Genomic DNA, 22,235 nt, shown 5'->3' with positions numbered 1-22,235 from the left:
GAAGGGACCCCACAGAGGCCACGACGATGAGTACCCGACTGATCCACCGCCCGGCGCGCACCACCCGGCCGCCGGCCGCCAGCGAACCGCGCACCATAGAGGCGCCGCCCAACCTGCCCGAGGGCAAGGCGGGTTCGATCGCCACGTCGCTGCTGCCCGTGGCCGGCGTGATGTCGTCCGTCGTGATGATGACGGTCGTGCGCAACAGCCAGTTCGCGGGGCTCGGCGCGATCATCCTGGTCGTCACCCTGGCCGGCTCGCTCACCCTGGTCTTCTCCCAGCGCGGCAAGGCCCAGCGCACCCGCCGCACCCAGCGCGAGGCCTACCTCGCCTACCTGGAGGACCTGCGCGAGGAGCTGTCCGGGGAGGAACGCGAGCGCGCGGAGACCGCCCAGGTGCTCAACCCGCCGCCGGACGCCCTCTACGACGTCGTCCGCGACCCGGCCCGGCTGTGGGAACGGCGGCGCCTGGACGGCGACTTCCTGCGCGTGCGGGTCGGCACCGGCGAGATGCCCGTACGGGACCTCAAGGTCGGCCAGCAGGGCTCGTCCGTGCTGACCCCGCCGGACCAGTTCATGCTGAACGAGGCGTCCGCGCTGATGGCCCGCTTCCGCACCGGCACCGACCTGCCGCTGACCGTGCCGCTCGACCGGGTCGGCAACGTCAGCGTCATCGGCCGCCGCGAGGACACCCTGCGGGTCGCCCGCGCCCTGCTCGTGCAGACCGCCGCGATGCACGCCCCCGACGACGTGGCGCTGGCGCTGGCCGCGCCCGGCGACCGCGTCGCCGACTGGGAGTGGGCCAAGTGGCTGCCCCACCTGCTCGACCCCGAGCAGTTCGACGGGCCGGTCAGCGCCCGCCGCATCGCCCCCTCGATGCCCCAACTGGCCCGCCAGATCGGCCCGGAGCTGCGCCGCCGCGCCTCCTACGCGGCCGAGGTGCGCCGCGGCCTGTCCGGCCGGGACGCCCTCGCGATGACCTCGCGGCTGCTCGTCGTCGCCGACGCGCACGGCGACGACGCGGTCGACCTGCCCCGCCCCGACGACGCGGTCGGGCTGCGCGACATGGGCGTCACGGTCCTGCACCTGCTCGACGAGCGGGTGCAGGAACCCGGCAGCGTCGGCGTGCGGATCACCGTCGACGGCGAGCGCATCGCCATCGAGGACCTGCGCGAGGAGGAGCCGATCGGCGCCCACGGCACCGTCGACGAGATCGGCGTGCCGTTCGCCGAGGGCTTCGCCCGCATGCTCGCCCCGCTGCGCCTGTCCGCCGACTCGATGGCCGCCGACGCCCCGCTGAGCGGTCCGGTCGACTTCGCCGACCTCCTCGGCATCGACGACGTCGCCGACCTCGACCTCGCCCGGCTGTGGGCGCCGCGCGGCGAACGGGCCTTCCTGCGCGTGCCGATCGGCGTCAGCGACTCCCACGACCCGGTCCTGCTCGACCTGAAGGAGTCCTCCGAGCTCGGCATGGGCCCGCACGGCCTGTGCGTCGGCGCCACCGGCTCCGGCAAGTCGGAGCTGCTGCGCACCCTGGTCCTCGCCCTGGTCGCCACCCACCCGCCGGAGGACCTCGCGCTGGTCCTGGTCGACTACAAGGGCGGCGCCACCTTCGCCCCCTTCGCCGACCTCCCGCACGTGGCCGGCGTGATCACCAACCTGGAGAACCAGGCCGGCCTCGTCGAGCGCGTCCACGCCTCGCTGGCCGGCGAGGTCAAGCGCCGCCAGCAGGTCCTCAAGGACGCGGGCAACGTCGCCGACATCGGCCACTACGCGGCCCTGCGCGCCGAGAAGCGGCCCGACCTCGACCCGCTGCCGCACCTGTTCGTGGTGATCGACGAGTTCGGTGAACTCCTCACCGCCAAGCCCGACTTCATCGACCTGTTCCTGTCCATCGGCCGCATCGGCCGCTCCATCGGCGTGCACCTGCTGCTGTCCAGCCAGCGCATCGAGGGCGGCAAGCTCAAGGGCCTGGACACCTACCTGTCGTACCGGCTCGGCCTGCGCACCTTCTCCGCCGACGAGTCGCGCACCGTGCTGGACACCACCGACGCCTTCCACCTGCCGCCGCTGCCCGGCTTCGGCTACCTCAAGGTCGACACCAGCCACTACGAGCGGTTCAAGGCCGGCTACGTCTCCGGCGCCTACCGCGGCCCCGTGCGCCGCGAGGAGGAGGACACCGGGCCCCTCGCCCTGGAGTACGAGGCGTACAACACCCTCGGTCAGGAGGAGGGCGCCGCGCCCCAGGAGCCGCAGATGCGGCGCCGGGAGACCGGGCCCACCGAAATGGGCGTCATGGTCCAGCAGTTGGAGAACGCGGGCGCCCGCCCCGTGCGCCAGATCTGGCTGCCCCCGCTTCCCGACGCGGTCGCCCTCGACAAGGTCGCCGGACCCCTGGAGGTCGGCGCGCGCGGCATGCAGCTGGCCAAGCGGCGCGGACCGCTCCGGGTGCCGCTGGGCCTCCTGGACGACCCGACGAAGCAGTGGCAGGGCCAGTGGTACCTGGACCTCACGGTCGCCGGCGGCCACGCGGCCGTCATCGGCGGACCCCAGTCCGGCAAGACCACCCTGCTGCGCACCCTCGCCCTGTCCCTCGCGCTCACCCACACCCCGCAGGAGGTCGGCCTCTACGGCCTCGACCTGGTCGGCGGCGGCCTCCAGGCGCTGGCCGGGCTGCCGCACGTCGGCGGCGTCGCCGGCCGCGCCGACCGGGAGCGCGCCGCCCGCACCATCGACTCGGTGCGCGGCATGCTCGACCAGCGCGAGGAACTGTTCCGCGTCCACAACATCGACTCCCTGGAGCAGTTGCGCACCCTGCGCGCGGCGGGTCGGCTCCCCGAGCTGGCGTCCACGGAGATCGTGCTGCTGATCGACGGGTTCGGCGCCCTGCGCGACGACTTCGAGGAACTGGACGACGCGGTCGTCGACATCCTCAAGCGCGGCAGCGGCTACGGCATCCACGTCGTCGCGGGCATGCTGCGCTGGAACGACGTGCGGATCGCGACCCAGTCGCAGTTCGGCACCCGGGTCGAGCTGCGGCTGAACGACCCGACCGAGTCCAGCATCGAGCGCAAGCTCGCCCAGACCCTCGCCCCGGAGGAGAAGGGCCGCGTCCTCACCGACGGCAAGCTGTTCGCGCAGGTCGCGCTGCCGCGCACCGACGGCCTCGCCGACACCTCCGACCTGGGCGCGGTCCTGGAGCGCACCGCCCGCACGATCCGCGCCACCTGGACGGGCGAGGTCGCCCAGCCGGTGCGGGTCCTGCCGCACGTCCTGGAGCCGCGGCTGCTGCCGGGCCCGGCCGCCGAACCGCGCCGGGTGCCCATCGCGCTGGACCAGACGCACCTCGCACCGGTCATGCTCGACCTGTTCCGGCACGACCAGCACCTGCTGGTCCTCGGCGACAGCGAGTGCGGCAAGACCAACCTGCTCAAGGTGATCGCCCAGGGCCTGATCGAGCGCTACGGCGACGAGGAGCTGGTCTTCGGCGTGATGGACCCCCGCCGCGGCCTGCGCGGCGCCATCCCCGAGGAGTACCGGGGCGGTTACGCCTACAACGCCAAGCTGTGCGGCGCCCTCGCGGCGGGCATCGCCACCGAGCTGGACAAGCGGCTGCCCGACGACGGCGCCGACGGCTCCGACCTGGAGCCGGGCACCTTCTCCGGCCCGCGCATCGTGATCCTGGTCGACGACTACGACGTGCTGACCACCGCCGGCCAGCAGCCCCTCGCGCCGTTCGTGCCGTACATCCCCTCGGCGCAGGACATCGGCCTGCACTTCGTGCTGACCCGGCGCGTCGCGGGCGCCTCCCGCGGGCTGTACGAGCCGCTGATGATGGGCCTGCGCGAGTCGGGCGCCGCCGCGCTGGTGATGACGGGCGACCGCAGCGAGGGCCAGCTCTTCACCGGGGTGTACGCCTCCCAGCAGCCGCCCGGCCGCGGCGTGCTGGTGCGCCGGGGCGAGCCGAACCGGCTGATCCAGACCGTCTACGCGGGGGAGAGGGTGAACCCATGACGAAGGACGTCGTCGCACTCACGAAGAAGATGCCGGACCCGCTGAGCGTGATCGCGGGCCTGCTCTCGGGCGGCCCCGACCTGCTGGTCGGCGCCGAGGCGGAGGGGGCGCTCGTACGACTGCACGACGAGCAGGGCCGCCCGCTGCTGTCGGTGGAGGCCCCGCTGCTCGTGCAGGTCAGGGGCGAGGCCGAACGGCTGCTCGGCGCGAGCGAGCCGGAGGTCCCGTACTGGTGGACCGAGGCGCGCGCCACCACCGGCGTGAAGGAGGCCGAGGCGCTCGCCGGGACCTTCGTGGGGCGCATCGCCACGCTGGTCGGCGGCACCGCCTGGCCGCGCGGGGTGGCCACCTCGATCGGGGTGGTGAACACCGAGGGCATGACGGCCGTGCCGGTGCCGGCGGCCGCGCAGCCCGCCGTGGACGTCCTCACCGACAAGGTCGCCGTGGTGATCCAGGACCGGCCGGTCGTCGCGATGACCTCCTGGCTCGCCGACACCTTCCGGGCGGCCGCCGAGGCCGAGCTGGGCCTGCAGATCGTCACCCCCGCCGGCACCCGGCTGTCGCCGACGGTGCGCGGCGCGCTGCCGGGCTGGCCCTCGCGCTGGGTCGTCCAGGACGAGAAGTGCGGCTACTACGACGGTCTGTCCGGCGCGATCCTGCAGTGGGCGAACGGCCTGTTCGTGACGCTGGAGTCGCCCGACGCCACGGCCGAGGACCCGCGCACCCCCATCGCGGAGACCTTCGCCCAGGGCGCCGCGGACACCGGAGAACGCCAGCTGGCCATCTCCTTCCGCTGCGTCCACCCCGCCGACGACCGGCTGGTGCTCGGCGGCGCCGTGGAGTCGGTCTGGCGCGAGATCACCGGCGAGCCCCCGGCCGGCTGGGGCACCGAGGAGCCCGCCAACCTCCCCTGGTCGCTGCGCCAGCTCACCGACGTGGCGTTCGAGCGGTCGCCGGAGCCGACGTGGGTGGTCGTGGTCGGCTCCCCGGAGCGGCCCGGCCTCGCGACGGTGCGGATCACCCGGACGACGGCGGGCGTCGAGGAGGACGTCACGCTGGCGTTCGGCTACGGCGCCGCCGAGGAGCCCCCGACCGAGTCGGTGCAGAAGGCCGCGGAGGCGCTGGCCACCCGCCACGACCTCCAGTCGATGCTGGTCCAGGTCCGCAGGGCCCGCCGCGACCTCTCCGTCCCGCCGCACTTCGAGGGCCCGGGCGTGCCGTACGCCTTCGTGCTGGGCGCCGAGGAGGTCCGGACGATGCCCGGCGACCGGGCCCGCCGCACGCCGCTGCGCGAGAAGCCGCGGGAGCTGGGCCCGAGGACCCGCCCGGCGCTGTACTACCCGTTCCCGGGCGACCCGTCGGACCTGTCGGGCTGGCAGGACTTCGAGCGCCTGATGCGGCACCTCAAGGGCAGCTGACCCAGGGCAGGTGACCCGGCGCAGCCGACCGGAGCGCGGACCCCTCGTCAGGCGGAGACCTTCTCCCGGCGGGGTTCGCGCTCCTGCGCGGCCCGCACCGGGTCCTTGCGGAACGCCCAGTCCATCCGGGGCTCCACGACGCACCGGAACACCCGCCGCACGGGGCCGCTGCACAGCACGGTGACGGCGGCCGCGACGGCCGCGCTCACCGTGAGCATGCCGAGGTGGGTGTGGAAGAACGGGCGGGCGAACACGCCGCGGTAGTCGGCGGCCTTGATCAGGAAGCCGTGCAGCAGGTAGCCGTACAGGGTGCCGGCGCCCAGCGCGGTGAACCACAGGGTTCGCCCCGGCACCCACGCGAAGAAGCACGCGGTGAGCAGCAGGGAGCAGCCGAACAGCGCGAGCTGCATGACCGGCCCCACCCACCATGGCGCGGCCAGCTCCTGCGCGGCGTCGCGGTGGTAGAACCAGGCGGTGTTCATCCGCGGCACGGCCCAGTACGCGAACGTCAGCGCGAGGGCGAACACGGGGACGGCGGCGATCCGCACGGACCTGCGCCGCACCAGCCGGAAGTGCTCGGGCTTCAGGCACAGGCCGAGGACGAAGAACGGCAGGAACTGCAGCACCCGCTGGAGGTCGAGGTCGTCCCCGATGCCGGGGGTGACGGAGGCCAGCATGGCCAGGACCAGCGCGAGCGGCAGGGGCCACCGCACCAGCTTCCAGACGGGGGTGGTGAGCCGCCAGATGAACAGGGCGACCAGGAACCAGGTCAGGTACCAGGGGTCCAGCAGGGTGATGTCCATGGGCTGCCCGTCGACCGCCTGCCGGAACAGCGGGTACGCCGTCTCGAACACCACGTAGGGCACCGCCACGCCGGTGATGAGCCGTCTCAGCCGGTCGGGGCTGCCGTCGAAGCTGCGGGAGAAGAACCCGGAGACGACGATGAACGCCGGCATGTGGAAGGCGTACACGAACATGTACGCGGCCTGCAGCGTCCGGCTGTCGCCCTTCAGCGGCTCCCAGGAGTGGGCCACGGCCACCAGCACGATCGCGAGGTACTTGGCGTTGTCGAAGAACGCGTCACGACCGGGCCGCGGCGGGCGGGGACTCGGGATCGGGGACGAGGCGGCGTGGAACATCTGAGGCACCCTAGCGGTGTCCGTGGGTTTGCGTAAAACCCCTGAGGTCTTTCCGGGTTGGCGCCGGAGCGGGTCCTTCCCGACTACCCGGAATTCCGACAAGGACACGTGTCATACGGACCACACCTCCGTCCGCTATACCCCTCTTCACCCCCCCAAGTCCCCACGAAACCACCACAAAAAGCCCCACCCTTCCCACCCCCCACCGGCAATTCGCATTCCCCGCGAATACGTTGTGCGGATAAGACGGCGATACGACGCCGAAGTCCCCCGAACGGCCTCCCCCGTACGGCTGTCGAATTGCTGTGCGGCACGACCGGTCCGGCCCCGCCCACGACTGATGTCCCATGACCCGCATGGGGCGGCCCTGTTGGTGGCACGATGGTCCATGCGGGGGTGCGTCCCCGGGCCGGGAGAGCGGACGACCGAGGGTGTGATCAGTTGTGGCCATTTCACTGTCTGTGGTGCTGCTGTTGGCGATCATCCTGGTGGTGTTGATGCGGGGCGGCTCCATCAAGGCGGGCCCGGCGATCGTCGCCATCCTCTTCGGCTTCTTCCTCGCCTCCACGGGCATGGCCCCGTCGATCAACAGGTTCCTGAACTCCCTGGCGGAGACGATCAACTCGATCAGCTTCTGAACACGACCACGGACACCGCGCCCTCGGCACCCCGCCGGCCAGCACGTGAGCGGCGCGGCCGTCCTCCCGCCGGCATGGGCGCTCGACGCCTACGGCGCGGCACCGCCGGCCGACGTACTGCGGCCGACCGCGTGGGCGATTCAGGGGGCTACTTGTGGATCCGGGCGGCACTCAGGCCGCGACCCGGGGCCCGCGATCCATCCGACCCCGGGAGCGACAAAGGCCCAGGAAGCGGGAAAGCACCCGCTCACCTGGGCCTGTGTCGTGCTGGAGCGGGCGACGGGAATCGAACCCGCGTAGCCAGTTTGGAAGACTGGGGCTCTACCATTGAGCTACGCCCGCACACGTGGGCCGCAGGTCGGTGGACCGCGGCGCCTCAGGCATCGTAGCGGGTCGGTGCCCCTCGCCGCACACCCCGTCGACCGGCCACGGGGCGCGTCCGTGGACGCCGCTTGAAACACGGCCGTCGGCGTGCCCGCGGGCATGTACCCTACGTGTCGCACCAGACGGGGTGTGGCGCAGCTTGGTAGCGCGTCCGCTTTGGGAGCGGAAGGCCGTGGGTTCAAATCCCGCCACCCCGACCACGGGAACACCGGTCGCCCCGCGCAGCGCCGCGCTGATCGTCTTTTGGGTGGTTCACGCCCTGCGGTTACTATGCAAGCTGCGCGCCCGTGTGTCCCGGCCTCATCGGCCACGAACTCCTCCGGGCGGCGATCCGCCGGACCAGTCTGGCCCCGGCAGAACCCAAGCAGTCAGCCACAAGGAGACCTAACCGTGAAGAGCGCCGTGGAGACCCTGAACCCGACCCGGGTTCGGCTCACTGTCGAGGTGCCCTTCGAGGAGCTCAAGGACAGCCTCGACGCGGCGTACAAGAAGATCAACCAGCAGGTCACGGTGAAGGGCTTCCGCAAGGGCAAGATCCCCGCCCGGGTCATCGACCAGCGCTTCGGCCGCGGTGCCGTGCTGGAGGAGGCCGTCAACGACGCGCTGCCCAAGTTCTACACGGAGGCGGTCAACGAGGCCGACCTGAACGTGCTGGGCCAGCCGGAGGTCGACATCACCGAGCTGAAGGACGGCGAGACGCTGAACTTCACCGCCGAGGTCGACGTCCGCCCGTCCCTGGAGCTCCCCGAGGACTTCTCCTCCATCGAGGTCGAGGTCGACGCCGTCGAGGTCACCGACGAGGACGTCGAGAAGTCGGTCGAGCAGCTGCGCGAGCGCTTCGCCTCCACCTCCCCGGTCGAGCGGGCCGCCGAGGACGGCGACGTCGTCACGGTGGACCTGGAGGCCAAGGTCGACGGCGAGGTCCTCGAGGACGGCGTCGCCCAGGGCGTCTCCTACACCATCGGCTCCGGCGAGCTGCTCGAGGGCATCGACGACGCCGTCAAGGGCCTGTCCGCCGGTGAGGAGGCCACCTTCACCTCCGAGCTGAAGGGCGGCTCCGCGGCCGGCAAGGAGGCCGAGGTCACCGTCAAGGTCACCCAGGTCGCCGCGCGCGAACTGCCCGAGCTGGACGACGAGTTCGCACAGCTCGCCTCCGAGTTCGACACCCTGGACGAGCTGAAGGCCGACAGCACCAAGCGCCTGGCCGACATGAAGCAGTTCGACCAGGCCACGCAGGCTCAGGAGCGCGTCCTGGACAAGCTCCTCGAGCTGGTCGAGGTCCCGGTCCCCGAGAAGCTGCTCGAGGACGAGGTCAACACCCGCAAGCACAACCTCGAGCACCACCAGCTCGGCCAGATGGGCCTGACCCTCGACAAGTACCTGGAGCTCCAGGGCAAGACCGCCGAGGAGTTCGAGACCGAGACCCGCGAGGCCGCGGTCAAGGGCATCAAGACCCAGTTCGTCCTGGACGAGCTCGTCAAGCGCGAGAAGCTCAACGTCAACCAGGAGGAGCTCACCGAGCACCTCATGCGCCGTGCCGCCTCCTCCGGCATGTCGCCCGACCAGTTCGCCCAGGCCGTCGTCGAGGGCGGCCAGGTTCCGCTCCTGGTCGGCGAGGTCGCCCGCGGCAAGGCCCTGGCCCTGGTCGTGGAGTCCGCCACGGTGAAGGACACCAACGGCGAGGTCATCGACCTCGACGACGAGGACGACGAGGCCACCGCCGAGGCGGCCGACGCCGACACCGAGGCGGGCGACGCCGCCGAGGAGAAGACCGAGGGCTGAACAGCCCCCGCACCGGCCCCCCGGCACCCCTGACGCCCGCCCCGCGGGCCGGGGGAGGGCCACGGAGCCAGGCAGAACGGCACGCAGAACGGGCCCCCGGACCTCACCGGGGGCCCGTTCGCGTCCCCGGTCCCGGCGGCCCGCCACCCGCCCCGCGGCGCGGCGCTACGCCCCCGGCGAACACCTCACTCTGCGGGACTCGCCGAAGGGACCCGCGCGTTAGGGTCCATGAAAGGCAGAACAATGTGAGACGGCCCGGCGCCGTCGTAAGACGAGCAGGTGGATACGTGACGAATCTGATGCCCTCAGCCGCCGGCGAGCCTTCCATCGGTGGTGGCCTCGGCGACCAGGTCTACAACCGGCTGCTCAACGAGCGGATCATCTTCCTCGGCCAGCCGGTCGACGACGACATCGCGAACAAGATCACCGCGCAGCTGCTGCTCCTTGCCGCCGACCCGGACAAGGACATCTACCTGTACATCAACAGCCCGGGCGGTTCGATCACGGCCGGCATGGCGATCTACGACACCATGCAGTTCATCAAGAACGACGTGGTGACCATCGCCATGGGCCTCGCGGCCTCGATGGGCCAGTTCCTGCTCAGTGCGGGCACCCCCGGCAAGCGCTTCGCGCTGCCGAACGCCGAGATCCTGATCCACCAGCCCTCCGCGGGCCTGGCGGGCTCGGCCTCCGACATCAAGATCCACGCCGAGCGGCTGCTGCACACCAAGAAGCGCATGGCCGAGCTCACGGCGCAGCACACCGGCCAGTCGGTCGAGCAGATCACCCGCGACTCGGACCGCGACCGCTGGTTCGACGCCTTCGAGGCCAAGGAGTACGGCCTCATCGACGACGTCATCCCGACGGCCGCCGGCATGCCGGGCGGCGGCGGCACCGGGGCGGCCTGAGGCCGGACGGCCCAGCGGGCCCGACCGGCCCCCAGGGGCCCGACAGGCTCCCAGGGGCCCGACGGGACCCCGCAGGGCCCCGCACGGCCCCCAGTGCTCCAGCAGCCCCCCAGTCACCGCCCGAGCCTTTTCCAGGAGACACCGTGAACGACTTCCCCGGCGCCGGCCTCTACGACCGCACGCGCGCCGAGTACACCGGCCCCACGGCCGAGTCCCGCTACGTCATCCCGCGCTTCGTCGAGCGCACCTCCCAGGGCATCCGCGAGTACGACCCGTACGCGAAGCTCTTCGAGGAGCGCGTGATCTTCCTCGGCGTGCAGATCGACGACGCCTCGGCCAACGACGTCATGGCGCAGCTGCTGTGCCTGGAGTCGATGGACCCCGACCGTGACATCTCGGTCTACATCAACAGCCCCGGCGGCTCCTTCACCGCGCTGACGGCGATCTACGACACGATGCAGTTCGTCAAGCCGGACATCCAGACGGTCTGCATGGGCCAGGCCGCCTCGGCCGCCGCCATCCTGCTGGCCGCCGGCACGCCGGGCAAGCGCATGGCCCTGCCGAACGCCCGCGTCCTGATCCACCAGCCGTACAGCGAGACCGGGCGGGGCCAGGTCTCCGACCTGGAGATCGCCGCGAACGAGATCCTGCGGATGCGGGCCCAGCTGGAGGACCTGCTGGCCAAGCACTCCACCACGCCGCTGGAGAAGATCCGCGAGGACATCGAGCGCGACAAGATCCTCACGGCCGAGGACGCCCTGTCGTACGGGCTGATCGACCAGATCATCTCCACCCGGAAGATGAACAACGCGTCCCTGCGTTGACGCGCAGGCCGAAGCGTCTGCCGCCCCTTGGCACGGTTTGACACGGATCACGTCAAAGCGAACCGTGCCAAGGGGGGCCCGAACGGGGGGCCCGGCAAGGTACCGTCGACATAAGGCAGCACCAGGAGCCGCTGGACTGACGTCCAGGCGTCTCCCAGGCGAAGGGGAAGCACACCGTGGCACGCATCGGTGACGGCGGCGATCTGCTCAAGTGCTCGTTCTGCGGCAAGAGCCAGAAGCAGGTCAAGAAGCTCATCGCAGGGCCCGGTGTGTACATCTGCGACGAGTGCATCGACCTCTGCAACGAGATCATCGAGGAAGAACTGGCGGAGACCAGCGAGGTCCGCTGGGAGGAACTCCCGAAGCCGCGCGAGATCTACGAGTTCCTCGAGGGCTACGTGGTCGGGCAGGAGGCCGCGAAGAAGGCCCTGTCGGTCGCGGTGTACAACCACTACAAGCGCGTACAGGCCGGTGAGAACGGCGGGGGCCAGAGCCGCGAGGACGCCATCGAGCTGGCGAAGTCCAACATCCTGCTCCTCGGGCCCACCGGCTCCGGCAAGACGCTGCTGGCGCAGACCCTGGCCCGCATGCTGAACGTCCCGTTCGCCATCGCCGACGCGACGGCGCTGACGGAGGCCGGCTACGTCGGCGAGGACGTCGAGAACATCCTGCTGAAGCTGATCCAGGCCGCGGACTACGACGTCAAGAAGGCCGAGACCGGGATCATCTACATCGACGAGATCGACAAGGTCGCCCGCAAGAGCGAGAACCCGTCGATCACCCGGGACGTCAGCGGCGAGGGCGTCCAGCAGGCGCTGCTGAAGATCCTCGAGGGCACCACGGCGTCGGTCCCGCCGCAGGGCGGCCGCAAGCACCCGCACCAGGAGTTCATCCAGATCGACACGACGAACGTGCTGTTCATCGTGGGCGGTGCCTTCGCGGGCCTGGAGAAGATCATCGAGACCCGGGCCGGCGCCAAGGGCATCGGCTTCGGCGCGACGATCCGCTCCAAGCGGGAGCTGGAGTCCAAGGACCAGTTCGAGGAGGTCATGCCGGAGGACCTCGTCAAGTTCGGCATGATCCCGGAGTTCATCGGCCGTCTGCCGGTCATCACCAGCGTGCACAACCTCGACCGCGAGGCCCTGCTGCAGATCCTGGTCGAGCCGCGCAACGCGCTGGTCAAGCAGTACCAGCGGCTGTTCGAACTCGACGGTGTGGAACTGGACTTCGAGCGCGAGGCGCTGGAGGCCATCGCCGACCAGGCCATCCTGCGCCAGACCGGCGCCCGCGGCCTGCGCGCCATCATGGAGGAGGTGCTGATGTCGGTGATGTACGAGGTGCCCTCCCGCAAGGACGTGGCCCGCGTCGTCATCACGGCCGACGTCGTCCACTCCAATGTGAACCCGACCCTGATCCCGAGGGACACCCGCGGCCGCGGCCCGGGCGAGCAGAAGACGGCGTGACGCCCCCCGTGTGACGTGCGAAGGGGCCCCGGTCGACCGACCGGGGCCCCTTCCGCGTTCGGGCCCGGTGTCCCGGGCCCGTCCCGCGTCACGCCTTGACGCGCACCTCGTTGCGGAACTTGGCCGTCAGCTCGGCCGCCGCCGTCAGGTCGGCCGACTTGCCGCCCATGGCGTCCGCGAGGTCGACGTGCAGGATCACGCCGATCGTGCTGTGGTCGCCCCAGATGCACACCGGCATGCTGATCTCGCTCGGCCCGGAGGAGGAGGACGACGAGTCGTCCTTGACCTTCATCTCCTGGCACTTGAGGACCGCGTCCTTCAGCCCGGCCGGCTTGAACTCCTTCGGCTGGCCCACGACTTCGCCGTCGCCGTCCTTGAGGGCTTCCTTCTTGGTGTCGGCGAACACGCCGTCCACGACCGCCTCGGGGTCGTCGATGTCGCCGTACACGCCCATGAAGTTGATCATCTTCATGGCCAGCGGGTTGTTCTCGTCGCCCGCCTGGTAACCGGCGTGCACGCCCTCGGCGTTCTTCACGCCGTGCTTCTCGGCGTCCTGGATGTCGCTGTCGTCGAAGCCGCCGGAGTCCACGCTGTCGGACTTCTTGTACTGGGTGAGCACCGTCGCCGGCGTGGTGAGCTTGTGCGGGCCGTCGTCGGCGATGTCCGAGCCGGAGCCGGAGCTGTTGCCCAGCAGCAGGGTCGCGCCGACGGCGATCGCGGCGACGACCGCCACCGCGGCCACGATGATCGCGGCCTTCTTCTTGCCGCCGCCGGACGCCGGCGGCTGCGGGGCGCCGTAGGGGGCCTGGCCGTAGGGCGGCTGGCCGTACGGGGGCTGGCCCATCGGCTGGGTGCCGGGCTGCTGGCCGTACGGCTGCTGCGGCGGCACACCCTGCGGCGCCTGCTGCGGGTAGCCGTACCCCGGCTGCTGGGGGGCCTGCGGCTGCTGGGGGTAGCCGTAACCGGGCTGGGGGGCCTGCGGCTGCTGCTGGCCGTAGGGGCCCGGCTGACCGTACGGTCCGGGCTGCTGGGGCTCCCCGCCGTACGGGCCCGGCTGGTTGTGACTCATTCCTGCGTTCCCCTCCAGAGCTTATGTGTTCCTGACATCCTCACCCAGGCACGGGGCGCACGAAGCGGCGGGGGGCCCACCGTTACAGAACAAACGCGTTTCGGGACGGGGTCGTGACACCTCTAAACTGAGCCCCGTGACCGAGAACGCATCGCAGCAGCCGCCAGCGCCCACCACAGAACTGCCGACCCAGTACGCGCCGGCCGATGTAGAGGGGCCGCTGTACGAGCGCTGGGTGGAACGCGGTTACTTCGAGGCGGACGCCAAGAGCGACAAGCCCCCGTACACCGTCGTCATCCCGCCGCCGAACGTCACCGGCAGCCTGCACCTCGGGCACGCCTTCGAGCACACGCTGATCGACGCCCTCACCCGCCGCAAGCGCATGCAGGGCCACGAGACGCTGTGGCAGCCCGGCATGGACCACGCGGGCATCGCCACCCAGAACGTCGTCGAGCGCGAGCTGGCCAAGGAGGGCAAGTCCCGCCATGACCTCGGCCGGGAGGCGTTCGTCGAGCGCGTCTGGCAGTGGAAGGCCGAGTCCGGCGGCCAGATCAGCGGCCAGATGCGCCGCCTCGGCGACGGCGTCGCCTGGTCCCGGGAGCGCTTCACGATGGACGAGGGCCTGTCCCAGGCCGTCCAGACCATCTTCAAGCGGCTCTACGACGACGAGCTGATCTACCGCGCCGAGCGCATCATCAACTGGTGTCCGCGCTGTCTGACGGCCATCTCGGACATCGAGGTCGAGTACCAGGACGACGACGGCGAGCTGGTCTCCATGCGCTACGGCGACAGGGACGACTCCATCGTCGTCGCCACCACGCGCGCGGAGACGATGCTCGGCGACACCGCCGTCGCCGTCCATCCCGACGACGAGCGCTACCGGCACCTCGTCGGCACGCTGGTCAAGCTCCCGCTGACCGACCGCTCCATCCCGGTCGTCGCCGACGAGCACGTCGACCCCGAGTTCGGCACCGGCGCCGTCAAGGTCACCCCGGCCCACGACCCGAACGACTTCGAGATCGGCCAGCGCCACGGCCTGCCGTCCCTGACGATCATGGACGAGCACGCCGTGATCACGGCCCACGGCCCCTTCCAGGGCCTGGACCGCCTGGAGGCCCGCTCCGCCATCGTCGCCGCGCTGCGCGCCGAGGGCCGGATCGTCGCCGAGAAGCGGCCCTACGTCCACTCCGTCGGCCACTGCTCGCGCTGCAAGACCACCATCGAGCCGCGCCTGTCCATGCAGTGGTGGGTCAAGGTCGGCCCGCTCGCCAAGGCGGCCGGCGACGCGGTCCGCGACGGCCGCGTCACGATCCACCCGCAGGAGATGGAGAAGCGCTACTTCGACTGGGTCGACAACCTCCACGACTGGTGCATCTCGCGCCAGCTGTGGTGGGGCCACCGCATCCCCGTCTGGTACGGCCCCGACGGCGAGGTCGTCTGCGTCGGCCCCGACGAGCAGCCGCCGAGCGGCGAGGGCTGGCGCCAGGACACCGACGTCCTCGACACCTGGTTCTCCTCCGGCCTGTGGCCCTTCTCCACCCTCGGCTGGCCCGAACGGACCGAGTCGCTCGCGAAGTTCTACCCGAACTCCGTCCTGGTCACCGGCTACGACATCCTCTTCTTCTGGGTCGCCCGGATGATGATGTTCGGCCTGTACGCGATGGACGGCACCCCGCCGTTCCACACCATCGCCCTGCACGGCATGGTCCGCGACCAGTTCGGCAAGAAGATGTCCAAGTCCTTCGGCAACGCGGTCAACCCGCTGGACTGGATGGACAAGTACGGCTCCGACGCCCTGCGCTTCACCCTGGCCCGCGGCGCCAACCCGGGCGTCGACGTGCCGATCGGCGAGGACTGGGTCCAGGGCTCGCGCAACTTCGCCAACAAGCTCTGGAACGCCACCCGTTTCGCGCTGATGAACGGCGCGACGGTCGAGGGGCCGCTGCCGGAGCCGTCGGCGATGTCCTCCACCGACCGCTGGATCCTCTCCCGCCTCAACTCGGTCGTCGCCGAGGTGGACGCCTACTACGACGACTACCAGTTCGCCAAGCTGTCCGACACGCTGTTCCACTTCGCGTGGGACGAGGTGTTCGACTGGTACGTCGAGCTGTCCAAGACGGTCTTCCAGGCCGGCGGCGAGCCCGCGAAGGTCTCCCAGCGGGTCCTCGGCGAGGTCCTGGACGTCACGCTGAAGCTGCTGCACCCGGTCGTCCCGTTCGTCACGGAGACCCTGTGGACGACGCTGACCGGCGGCGAGTCGATCGTGATCGCCGACTGGCCGGCCGACAGCGGCTTCCGCGACGCTGCGGCCGAGCGGGAGATCTCCTCCCTCCAGTCGGTCATCACCGAGGTCCGCCGCTTCCGCGCCGACCAGGGCCTGCAGCCCGGCCAGCGGGTCCCGGCCCGGCTGACGCTCGACGGCACCTCGCTCGCGCCGCACGAGACGGCCATCCGCCAGCTGCTGCGCCTGCAGCCGGAGGGCGACTCCTTCACGGCGACGGCGACCCTGCCGGTCGCGGGCGCCGAGGTCGCGCTGGACCTCTCCGGCACGATCGACGTGGCCGCCGAGCGCAAGCGCCTCGCGAAGGACCTGGCCGCCGCGGAGAAGGAGAAGGCCCAGGCGACGGCCAAGCTCGGCAACGAGGCGTTCCTGGCGAAGGCCCCCGACCAGGTGGTCGACAAGATCCGCACCCGCCTCGCCAAGGCGGAGGAGGACATCACCCGCATCCAGTCCCAGCTGGAGAAGCTGCCCCCGGCGTAGCCGACGGCACCACGAGAAGGCCCCCGGCGCACCGATGCGCCGGGGGCCTTCTCGAGTTCCGCTGGAGAACCGGTGCACTGCTCACGGAGCCCGGCCCTGCCGACCTCAGGGGCGCGGGGAACGGCGCGACCAGCCACGACGGACCCGCAGCCGCCCACGGCGACGAGCTCCCACTCGGACCGCGCACCCCGAAGCCGCGGCACGCACACCGCCGCCACGTCCGTAGACTGGGCCCCGTGAGCCACCCCACCGACGACCAGCCCGACCCCGTCGACCCCCTCGACGCCTTCGAGGACCTCATCGCGGAGGAGACCACCCGCGACCCCGACCTGGCGGTGATCGAGGCCGGCAGCCGCACCCTGCGCACCCAGGGCGGCGCGCAGCAGGCCGACGTACCGGGCCGCCCGGAGGACCCCGAGGTCGACCGTGCCCTGCGCGAGGTCGAGGCGGAGCTGGCCTCCCGCTGGGGCGAGACCAAGCTGGAGCCCTCGGTCAGCCGGATCTCCGCGCTGATGGACGTGCTCGGCGAGCCGCAGCGGTCGTACCCCTCGATCCACATCACCGGCACCAACGGCAAGACCTCCACGGCCCGCATGATCGAGGCCCTGCTCGGCGCCTTCGAACTGCGCACCGGCCGCTACACCAGCCCCCACGTGCAGTCGATCACCGAGCGCATCAGCCTCGACGGCGCCCCGATCTCGGCCGAGCGCTTCATCGAGACCTACCGGGACGTCCAGCCGTACGTCGAGATGGTCGACGCGCAGCAGGAGTACCGGCTGTCGTTCTTCGAGGTGCTGACCGGCATGGCGTACGCCGCGTTCGCGGACGCGCCCGTGGACGTCGCCGTCGTCGAGGTGGGCATGGGCGGCTCCTGGGACGCCACCAACGTCATCGACGGCGACGTGGCCGTCGTGACGCCCATCGACCTGGACCACACCGACCGGCTCGGCGACACGCACGCGGCGATCGCCGGGGAGAAGGCCGGCATCGTCAAGCAGGACGCCACGGTGGTCCTCGCCCAGCAGCCGGTCGACGCGGCGCAGGTGCTGCTGAAGAAGGCCGTCGAGGTGAACGCCACCGTGGCCCGCGAGGGCCTGGAGTTCGGCGTCGTCGCCCGGCAGGTCGCCGTCGGCGGGCAGCTGATCACACTGCGCGGCCTGGGCGGCGAGTACCCCGAGGTGTACCTGCCGCTGCACGGCGCCCACCAGGCGCACAACGCGGCCGTCGCCCTCGCCGCCGTGGAGGCGTTCTTCGGCGTCGGCGCCCAGCGCGCCGAGCAGCTCGACGTCGACACGGTGCGCAAGGCGTTCGCGGCCGTCTCCTCACCGGGCCGCCTGGAGGTCCTACGGCGGTCCCCGACCGTCGTCCTGGACGCCGCCCACAACCCGGCGGGCGCCCGGGTCACCGCGGAGGCGGTCGGCGAGGCGTTCGACTTCAGTCGGCTCATCGGCGTGGTCGGCGCGAGCGGCGACAAGGACGTGCGGGGAGTGCTGGAGGCGTTCGAGCCGATCTTCGCGGAGGTCGTCGTCACGCAGAACTCCAGCCAGCGCGCCATGGACGCCGACGAACTGGCCGCGCTGGCCGTCGAGGTGTTCGGCGAGGAGCGCGTCCAGGTCGAGCCGCGGCTGCCGGACGCGCTGGAGGCGGCGATCACGCTCGCCGAGGAGGAGGGCGAGTTCGCCGGCGGGGGCGTGCTCGTCACCGGTTCCGTCATCACGGTGGGCGAGGCACGCCTGCTGCTGGGAAAGGGCTGAGGTCCGACAGTGCGTACGCTTTGCTCCTCGACGCTGATCGGCGAGTTCTTCGTCGTCGGGTTCGCCGGTCTGGTCGCCATGAAGGACCCCGACCTGTCCACGGGCACGGTGTGGACGGTGTGCGGGATCGCCATGTTCCTGTGCGTCGCGCTGTGCGGCGTGGTCACCCGGCCCGCGGGCGTGGTGCTGGGCTGGGCGCTGCAGATCGCGCTGGTCGCGTCCGGGTTCTTCGTGCCGATGATGTTCTTCCTGGGTGTGGTCTTCGCGGCCCTGTGGTGGGCCTCGGTGCACTTCGGCCGCAAGGTCGAGGAGGCGAAGGCGAGGTTCGCGGCGCAGGCCGGCTCCGGCAGCCCTGACGCTGTGTGACAGCGGTCGCGACACGCCCTGTAACCTCAGGGCCAGTCGTGCCGTCCCACCGCACACCTGGCAGGAAAAAGGAGTCCCCCCGTGACCCAGCGCACCCTCGTCCTCCTCAAGCCCGACGCCGTCCGTCGTGGCCTGACCGGCGAGATCATCGGCCGTATCGAGCGCAAGGCGGACTGGCGGATCACCGCGCTGGAGCTGCGCACGCTGGACCGGGCCACGCTGGAGCAGCACTACGGTGAGCACGTCGGCAAGCCGTTCTACGAGCCGCTGGTGGAGTTCATGGCCTCCGGCCCGGTGGTGGCGCTGATCGTCGAGGGCGAGCGGGTCATCGAGGGCGTCCGCCAGCTGGCCGGCCCGACCGACCCGATCGCCGCGGCGCCGGGCTCCATCCGGGGCGACTACGGCGTGATCGTCCGCGAGAACCTGATCCACGCCTCGGACTCGGAGCAGTCCGCGGAGCGAGAGGTCAAGCTCTTCTTCCCGCACCACGCCTGACCCCGCCCCCCGGGTGCCCCGGGGTGCCCCGGGTGCCGTCAGGGGGTCCGTCCCCGCGACACGGCCGGGCCGTCCCACCCCCCGGACGGATTTTTCGTGGATCTTTCTGAGGGAGCGTCAGATCGGTGACCGGTCTGACCTGCGGTGAGCGTACGTTTTCGGCCGTGGCTCGGCATATGCGGTGCCGATCGGGGGAACGCGTGCCCCCGATGGGTCGTCTCACCAAGCGGCCCGGCCGGTCATCTGCTGACAATGGCCAGGACCCTCGCGCAGTGTTCGTGCAGGCGCGTTTACGATGGAAGCCTTCACGTCACAGCACCCACCTCGCCGACCTGAAAAGCCCTCAAAAGCTCGTGGGAAGGCCAGACGAATCCTGATGGGGAACTCAATGTCGTTCATCGGCCGTGACATGGCTGTCGACCTCGGGACCGCCAACACGCTGGTGTACGTCAGGGGTCGCGGGATCGTACTGAACGAGCCGTCCGTCGTCGCGATCAACACCAACACCGGTGGCATCCTCGCGGTCGGCGCCGAAGCGAAGAAGATGATCGGGCGCACGCCGGGCAACATCGTCGCCGTGCGCCCCCTGAAGGACGGCGTGATCGCCGACTTCGAGATCACCGAGCGGATGCTCCGCTACTTCATCCTGAAGATCCACAAGCGGCGGTATCTCGCCCGTCCGCGCGTCGTCGTGTGCGTGCCCTCCGGCATCACCGGCGTCGAGCGACGCGCCGTCATCGAGGCGTCGACCCAGGCCGGCGCCCGCCAGGTGCACATCATCGAGGAGCCCATGGCCGCGGCCATCGGCTCCGGCCTGCCGGTCCACGAGGCCACGGGCAACATGGTGGTGGACATCGGCGGCGGCACCACGGAGGTCGCGGTCATCTCGCTCGGCGGCATCGTCACCGCCCAGTCCATCCGCGTCGCGGGTGACGAACTGGACAACGCGATCATCCAGCACATCAAGAAGGAGTACTCCCTCCTGCTGGGTGAGCGGACGGCCGAGCAGATCAAGATCACCATCGGCTCGGCGTACGACCTCGACTCCGACGAGCACACCGAGATCCGCGGCCGGGACCTCGTCTCGGGACTGCCCAAGACGGTCGTCATCTCCGCCGCGGAGGTCCGCAAGGCGATCGAGGAGCCGGTCAACGCCATCGTGGACGCCGTGAAGACCACGCTCGACAAGTGCCCGCCCGAGCTGTCCGGCGACATCATGGACCGCGGGATCGTGCTGACCGGCGGCGGCGCCCTGCTGCGCGGTTTGGACGAGCGGCTGCGGCGCGAGACCGGCATGCCGATCCACATCGCCGAGGACCCGCTGGACAGCGTGGCCCTCGGCTCCGGCAAGTGCGTCGAGGAGTTCGAGGCCCTCCAGCAGGTCCTGGACGCCGCGCCGCGCAGATGACGTAACGCTTCGATGCCGCCGCACGGGACGACCTCTCTCGTGCGGCGGATCGTCGCTACCGAGGCATAAGCTCCCACGAAAGACCCCGCGGACCCGTCGGCGTCGCGCCGTCCGGGACCGGGTCACCCGAATTCCTAGAGGGAAGGGCACGGCCGCCGCACGTGAGGGACACGAAAGAGAGCCGGCTGCTGCTGGTGCTGCTGGTCGCCGTCGCGTTCGCGCTGATCACGGTGGACATCCGCGGAGGGCAGGACTCGCCGGTCGACGGTGCCCGGCAGGCCGCGGCCGCGGCCTTCGGTCCCATCGAGGACGGCGTGTCCTCCGCGGTCGACCCGGTCGGCAACGCCGTCTCCGCGGTGCGCGACTCCGGGGAGCGCCACGACCGGCTCGCCGAGCTGGAGAAGGAGAACGCCGCGCTCAAGGCGAAGCTCGGCAGCGACGACCGCAACCGCAGCCGTCTCGCCCAGCTCGACAAGATGCTGAAGATCGCCGGCGACGGCCAGTACGGCATCAAGGGCGCGCAGGTCATCGCCATAGGAGCGGCCCAGGGCTTCTCCTGGACCCTCACCATCGACGTCGGCGCCGACGACGGCATCCAGCGCGACATGACCGTCCTCAACGGCGACGGACTCGTCGGCCGGGTCACCACCGTCGGCCCGCACACCGCCACCGTGCTCCTCGCCAACGACCCCGACTTCACCGTGGGCACCCGCATGGAGTCCACCGACGAACTCGGCTTCGCCTCCGGGCAGGGCGACCGCCCGCTGCGCGTCGAACTCCTCAACGGCAAGGCCGAGGTGAAGAAGGGCGACCGGCTCGTCACCTTCGGCTCGCAGGCCGACAAGCCGTTCGTGCCCGGCGTCCCGGTCGGCATCGTCTCCCGCGTCGACCCCTCCGGCGGCGACCTCACCCGCACCCTCTACGTCACGCCGTACGTCAGCTTCACCCAGCTCGACGTCGTCGGCGTCGTCGTCCAGGCCCCGAAGAAGGACCCGCGCGACACGGTCCTGCCCGCCAAGCCGAAGCCGACGCCCACCCCGACGGTCACCGTCACGGTCACCCCGGGCGCCGGGACGTCCGTGGGCGGGCAGCAAGACGGCCGGCCAGAGCAGCAGTAGGAGCTGACTTCCCCCATGCGCGTCAACCGGATCCTGCTCTCCACGGCGCTGGTCGTCGTCGCCCTGGTGGTCCAGGTGAGCGTCCTCGCCCGCCTCCACCTGCCGGGCGCCGTCCCCGACCTGCTGCTCCTCACCGTCCTCGCCCTCGCGATGGTCTACGGCCACGTCGGCGGCGCCCTCGTCGGCTTCGGCGCGGGACTGCTGGCCGACCTCGCCCCGCCCGCCGACCACGCGGCCGGCCGCTACGCCCTCGTGCTGTGCGTCATCGGCTACGTGGCCGGGCTCGTCAAGCCGGAGAACGGCCGCCTGAAGTCCGCGACCGGCCCGATGCTGGTGGTGGTCGGCGCCGCCGTCGGCTCCACGCTGCTGTACGCCGGGGTGGGCGCCCTGGTCGGCGACACCGCCGCCCGCCACGTGGGCCTGCCCGGGCTGCTGTTCAGCGCCGCGCTGTACGACCTGCTGCTCGCGCCGTTCGTGGTGCCCGCCGTGATGGCGCTGGCCCGCCGCGCCGAGAACGACCCGCTGGCCGAGACCACCTCGGCCGCCAAGGCCACCGACATCTCCTCCGGCTGGCTCGCCTCCGGCACGGGACTGCGCATCGGCGGCCAGCGCGGCGGCCTGCGCATGAAGGCGTCCCGCGCGCGCACGGCCCGGGCCGGGCGCATCAAGGGGGTCAAGCGGCTGTGAGGCGCGCG

16 protein-coding genes and 2 tRNA genes are annotated in these 22,235 nt (G+C 71.2%); 15 read left to right on the top strand and 3 right to left on the bottom strand.

Annotated features, from left to right (window positions below; genetic code table 11):
• Positions 1 to 26 precede the first annotated feature (26 nt).
• Both eccCa and E4U91_RS12110 read left to right on the top strand, forming a co-directional pair.
• On the top strand, positions 27 to 4,013 hold the full coding sequence (gene eccCa / locus E4U91_RS12115; protein WP_137306862.1) for a type VII secretion protein EccCa: 3,987 nt from the start codon (positions 27 to 29) through the stop codon (positions 4,011 to 4,013).
• Positions 4,010 to 5,431 (top strand): DUF6177 family protein, encoded by a 1,422-nt coding sequence (locus E4U91_RS12110; RefSeq protein ID WP_137306861.1) that lies wholly within the window; start codon positions 4,010 to 4,012, stop codon positions 5,429 to 5,431. The genes eccCa and E4U91_RS12110 overlap by 4 nt, the downstream gene beginning before the upstream one ends.
• Positions 5,432 to 5,478: 47 nt before the next feature.
• On the opposite strand, the gene E4U91_RS12105 is transcribed toward E4U91_RS12110, so the two are convergent.
• The gene (locus E4U91_RS12105) at positions 5,479 to 6,570 is read right to left on the bottom strand and encodes an acyltransferase family protein (RefSeq protein WP_137306860.1); all 1,092 of its coding nucleotides are present in this window, start codon (positions 6,568 to 6,570) and stop codon (positions 5,479 to 5,481) included.
• A gap of 443 nt (positions 6,571 to 7,013) precedes the next feature.
• Here E4U91_RS12105 and E4U91_RS12100 point away from each other — a divergent pair, with 443 nt between their 5' ends.
• A complete protein-coding gene (locus tag E4U91_RS12100; RefSeq protein ID WP_067241091.1) occupies positions 7,014 to 7,208 on the top strand; it encodes a hypothetical protein in 195 nt (64 codons plus the stop codon).
• 268 nt (positions 7,209 to 7,476) lie between these two features.
• On the opposite strand, the gene E4U91_RS12095 is transcribed toward E4U91_RS12100, so the two are convergent.
• Positions 7,477 to 7,550: transfer RNA gene (locus tag E4U91_RS12095), tRNA-Gly, on the bottom strand.
• A gap of 165 nt (positions 7,551 to 7,715) precedes the next feature.
• On the opposite strand from E4U91_RS12095, the gene E4U91_RS12090 reads away from it, so the two are divergent.
• The 5 genes from E4U91_RS12090 (at position 7,716) to clpX (ending at position 12,569) form a co-directional block, all read left to right on the top strand.
• A tRNA-Pro gene (locus E4U91_RS12090) sits at positions 7,716 to 7,792 on the top strand.
• Between the two features lie 190 nt (positions 7,793 to 7,982).
• Complete coding sequence (tig, locus tag E4U91_RS12085; RefSeq protein WP_168218106.1) at positions 7,983 to 9,374, top strand: trigger factor; 1,392 nt, start codon at positions 7,983 to 7,985, stop codon at positions 9,372 to 9,374.
• A gap of 299 nt (positions 9,375 to 9,673) precedes the next feature.
• Positions 9,674 to 10,282 carry an ATP-dependent Clp protease proteolytic subunit gene (locus E4U91_RS12080; protein WP_055623941.1) on the top strand — a complete coding sequence of 203 codons (609 nt, stop codon included), beginning with the start codon at positions 9,674 to 9,676 and terminating at the stop codon, positions 10,280 to 10,282.
• 143 nt (positions 10,283 to 10,425) lie between these two features.
• Positions 10,426 to 11,106 carry an ATP-dependent Clp protease proteolytic subunit gene (locus tag E4U91_RS12075; RefSeq protein WP_137306858.1) on the top strand — a complete coding sequence of 227 codons (681 nt, stop codon included), beginning with the start codon at positions 10,426 to 10,428 and terminating at the stop codon, positions 11,104 to 11,106.
• A gap of 176 nt (positions 11,107 to 11,282) precedes the next feature.
• Positions 11,283 to 12,569, top strand: a complete 1,287-nt coding sequence (gene clpX / locus E4U91_RS12070) for an ATP-dependent Clp protease ATP-binding subunit ClpX (RefSeq protein ID WP_137306857.1) — start codon at positions 11,283 to 11,285, stop codon at positions 12,567 to 12,569.
• Between the two features lie 88 nt (positions 12,570 to 12,657).
• Here the strand turns inward: clpX and E4U91_RS12065 are convergent, their stop codons facing one another.
• Positions 12,658 to 13,638 carry a hypothetical protein gene (locus E4U91_RS12065; RefSeq protein WP_137306856.1) on the bottom strand — a complete coding sequence of 327 codons (981 nt, stop codon included), beginning with the start codon at positions 13,636 to 13,638 and terminating at the stop codon, positions 12,658 to 12,660.
• A 136-nt stretch (positions 13,639 to 13,774) separates the two neighbouring features.
• Between E4U91_RS12065 and E4U91_RS12060 the strand changes: the two genes are divergently transcribed.
• The 7 genes from E4U91_RS12060 (at position 13,775) to mreD (ending at position 22,227) form a co-directional block, all read left to right on the top strand.
• Positions 13,775 to 16,399 carry a valine--tRNA ligase gene (locus E4U91_RS12060; protein WP_137306855.1) on the top strand — a complete coding sequence of 875 codons (2,625 nt, stop codon included), beginning with the start codon at positions 13,775 to 13,777 and terminating at the stop codon, positions 16,397 to 16,399.
• A gap of 236 nt (positions 16,400 to 16,635) precedes the next feature.
• Positions 16,636 to 18,153: a bifunctional tetrahydrofolate synthase/dihydrofolate synthase gene (gene folC, locus E4U91_RS12055; protein WP_137306854.1), complete on the top strand. Its 1,518-nt coding sequence runs from the start codon at positions 16,636 to 16,638 to the stop codon at positions 18,151 to 18,153.
• 9 nt (positions 18,154 to 18,162) lie between these two features.
• Positions 18,163 to 18,519 carry a DUF4233 domain-containing protein gene (locus E4U91_RS12050; RefSeq protein ID WP_137306853.1) on the top strand — a complete coding sequence of 119 codons (357 nt, stop codon included), beginning with the start codon at positions 18,163 to 18,165 and terminating at the stop codon, positions 18,517 to 18,519.
• A gap of 81 nt (positions 18,520 to 18,600) precedes the next feature.
• Positions 18,601 to 19,014, top strand: coding sequence for a nucleoside-diphosphate kinase (gene ndk / locus E4U91_RS12045; RefSeq protein WP_137306852.1), 414 nt, complete (start codon positions 18,601 to 18,603; stop codon positions 19,012 to 19,014).
• A 388-nt stretch (positions 19,015 to 19,402) separates the two neighbouring features.
• Positions 19,403 to 20,422 (top strand): rod shape-determining protein, encoded by a 1,020-nt coding sequence (locus E4U91_RS12040; protein ID WP_030779466.1) that lies wholly within the window; start codon positions 19,403 to 19,405, stop codon positions 20,420 to 20,422.
• A gap of 161 nt (positions 20,423 to 20,583) precedes the next feature.
• A complete protein-coding gene (gene mreC, locus E4U91_RS12035; protein ID WP_137306851.1) occupies positions 20,584 to 21,540 on the top strand; it encodes a rod shape-determining protein MreC in 957 nt (318 codons plus the stop codon).
• Between the two features lie 15 nt (positions 21,541 to 21,555).
• Positions 21,556 to 22,227: a rod shape-determining protein MreD gene (gene mreD, locus E4U91_RS12030; RefSeq protein ID WP_137306850.1), complete on the top strand. Its 672-nt coding sequence runs from the start codon at positions 21,556 to 21,558 to the stop codon at positions 22,225 to 22,227.
• The last annotated feature ends 8 nt before the right edge of the window (positions 22,228 to 22,235 follow it).

It is taken from the genome of Streptomyces lasalocidi (genome assembly GCF_005280215.1).
Classification (GTDB): domain Bacteria; phylum Actinomycetota; class Actinomycetes; order Streptomycetales; family Streptomycetaceae; genus Streptomyces; species Streptomyces longwoodensis.
This window is presented reverse-complemented; position numbering and strand designations above follow the sequence as displayed.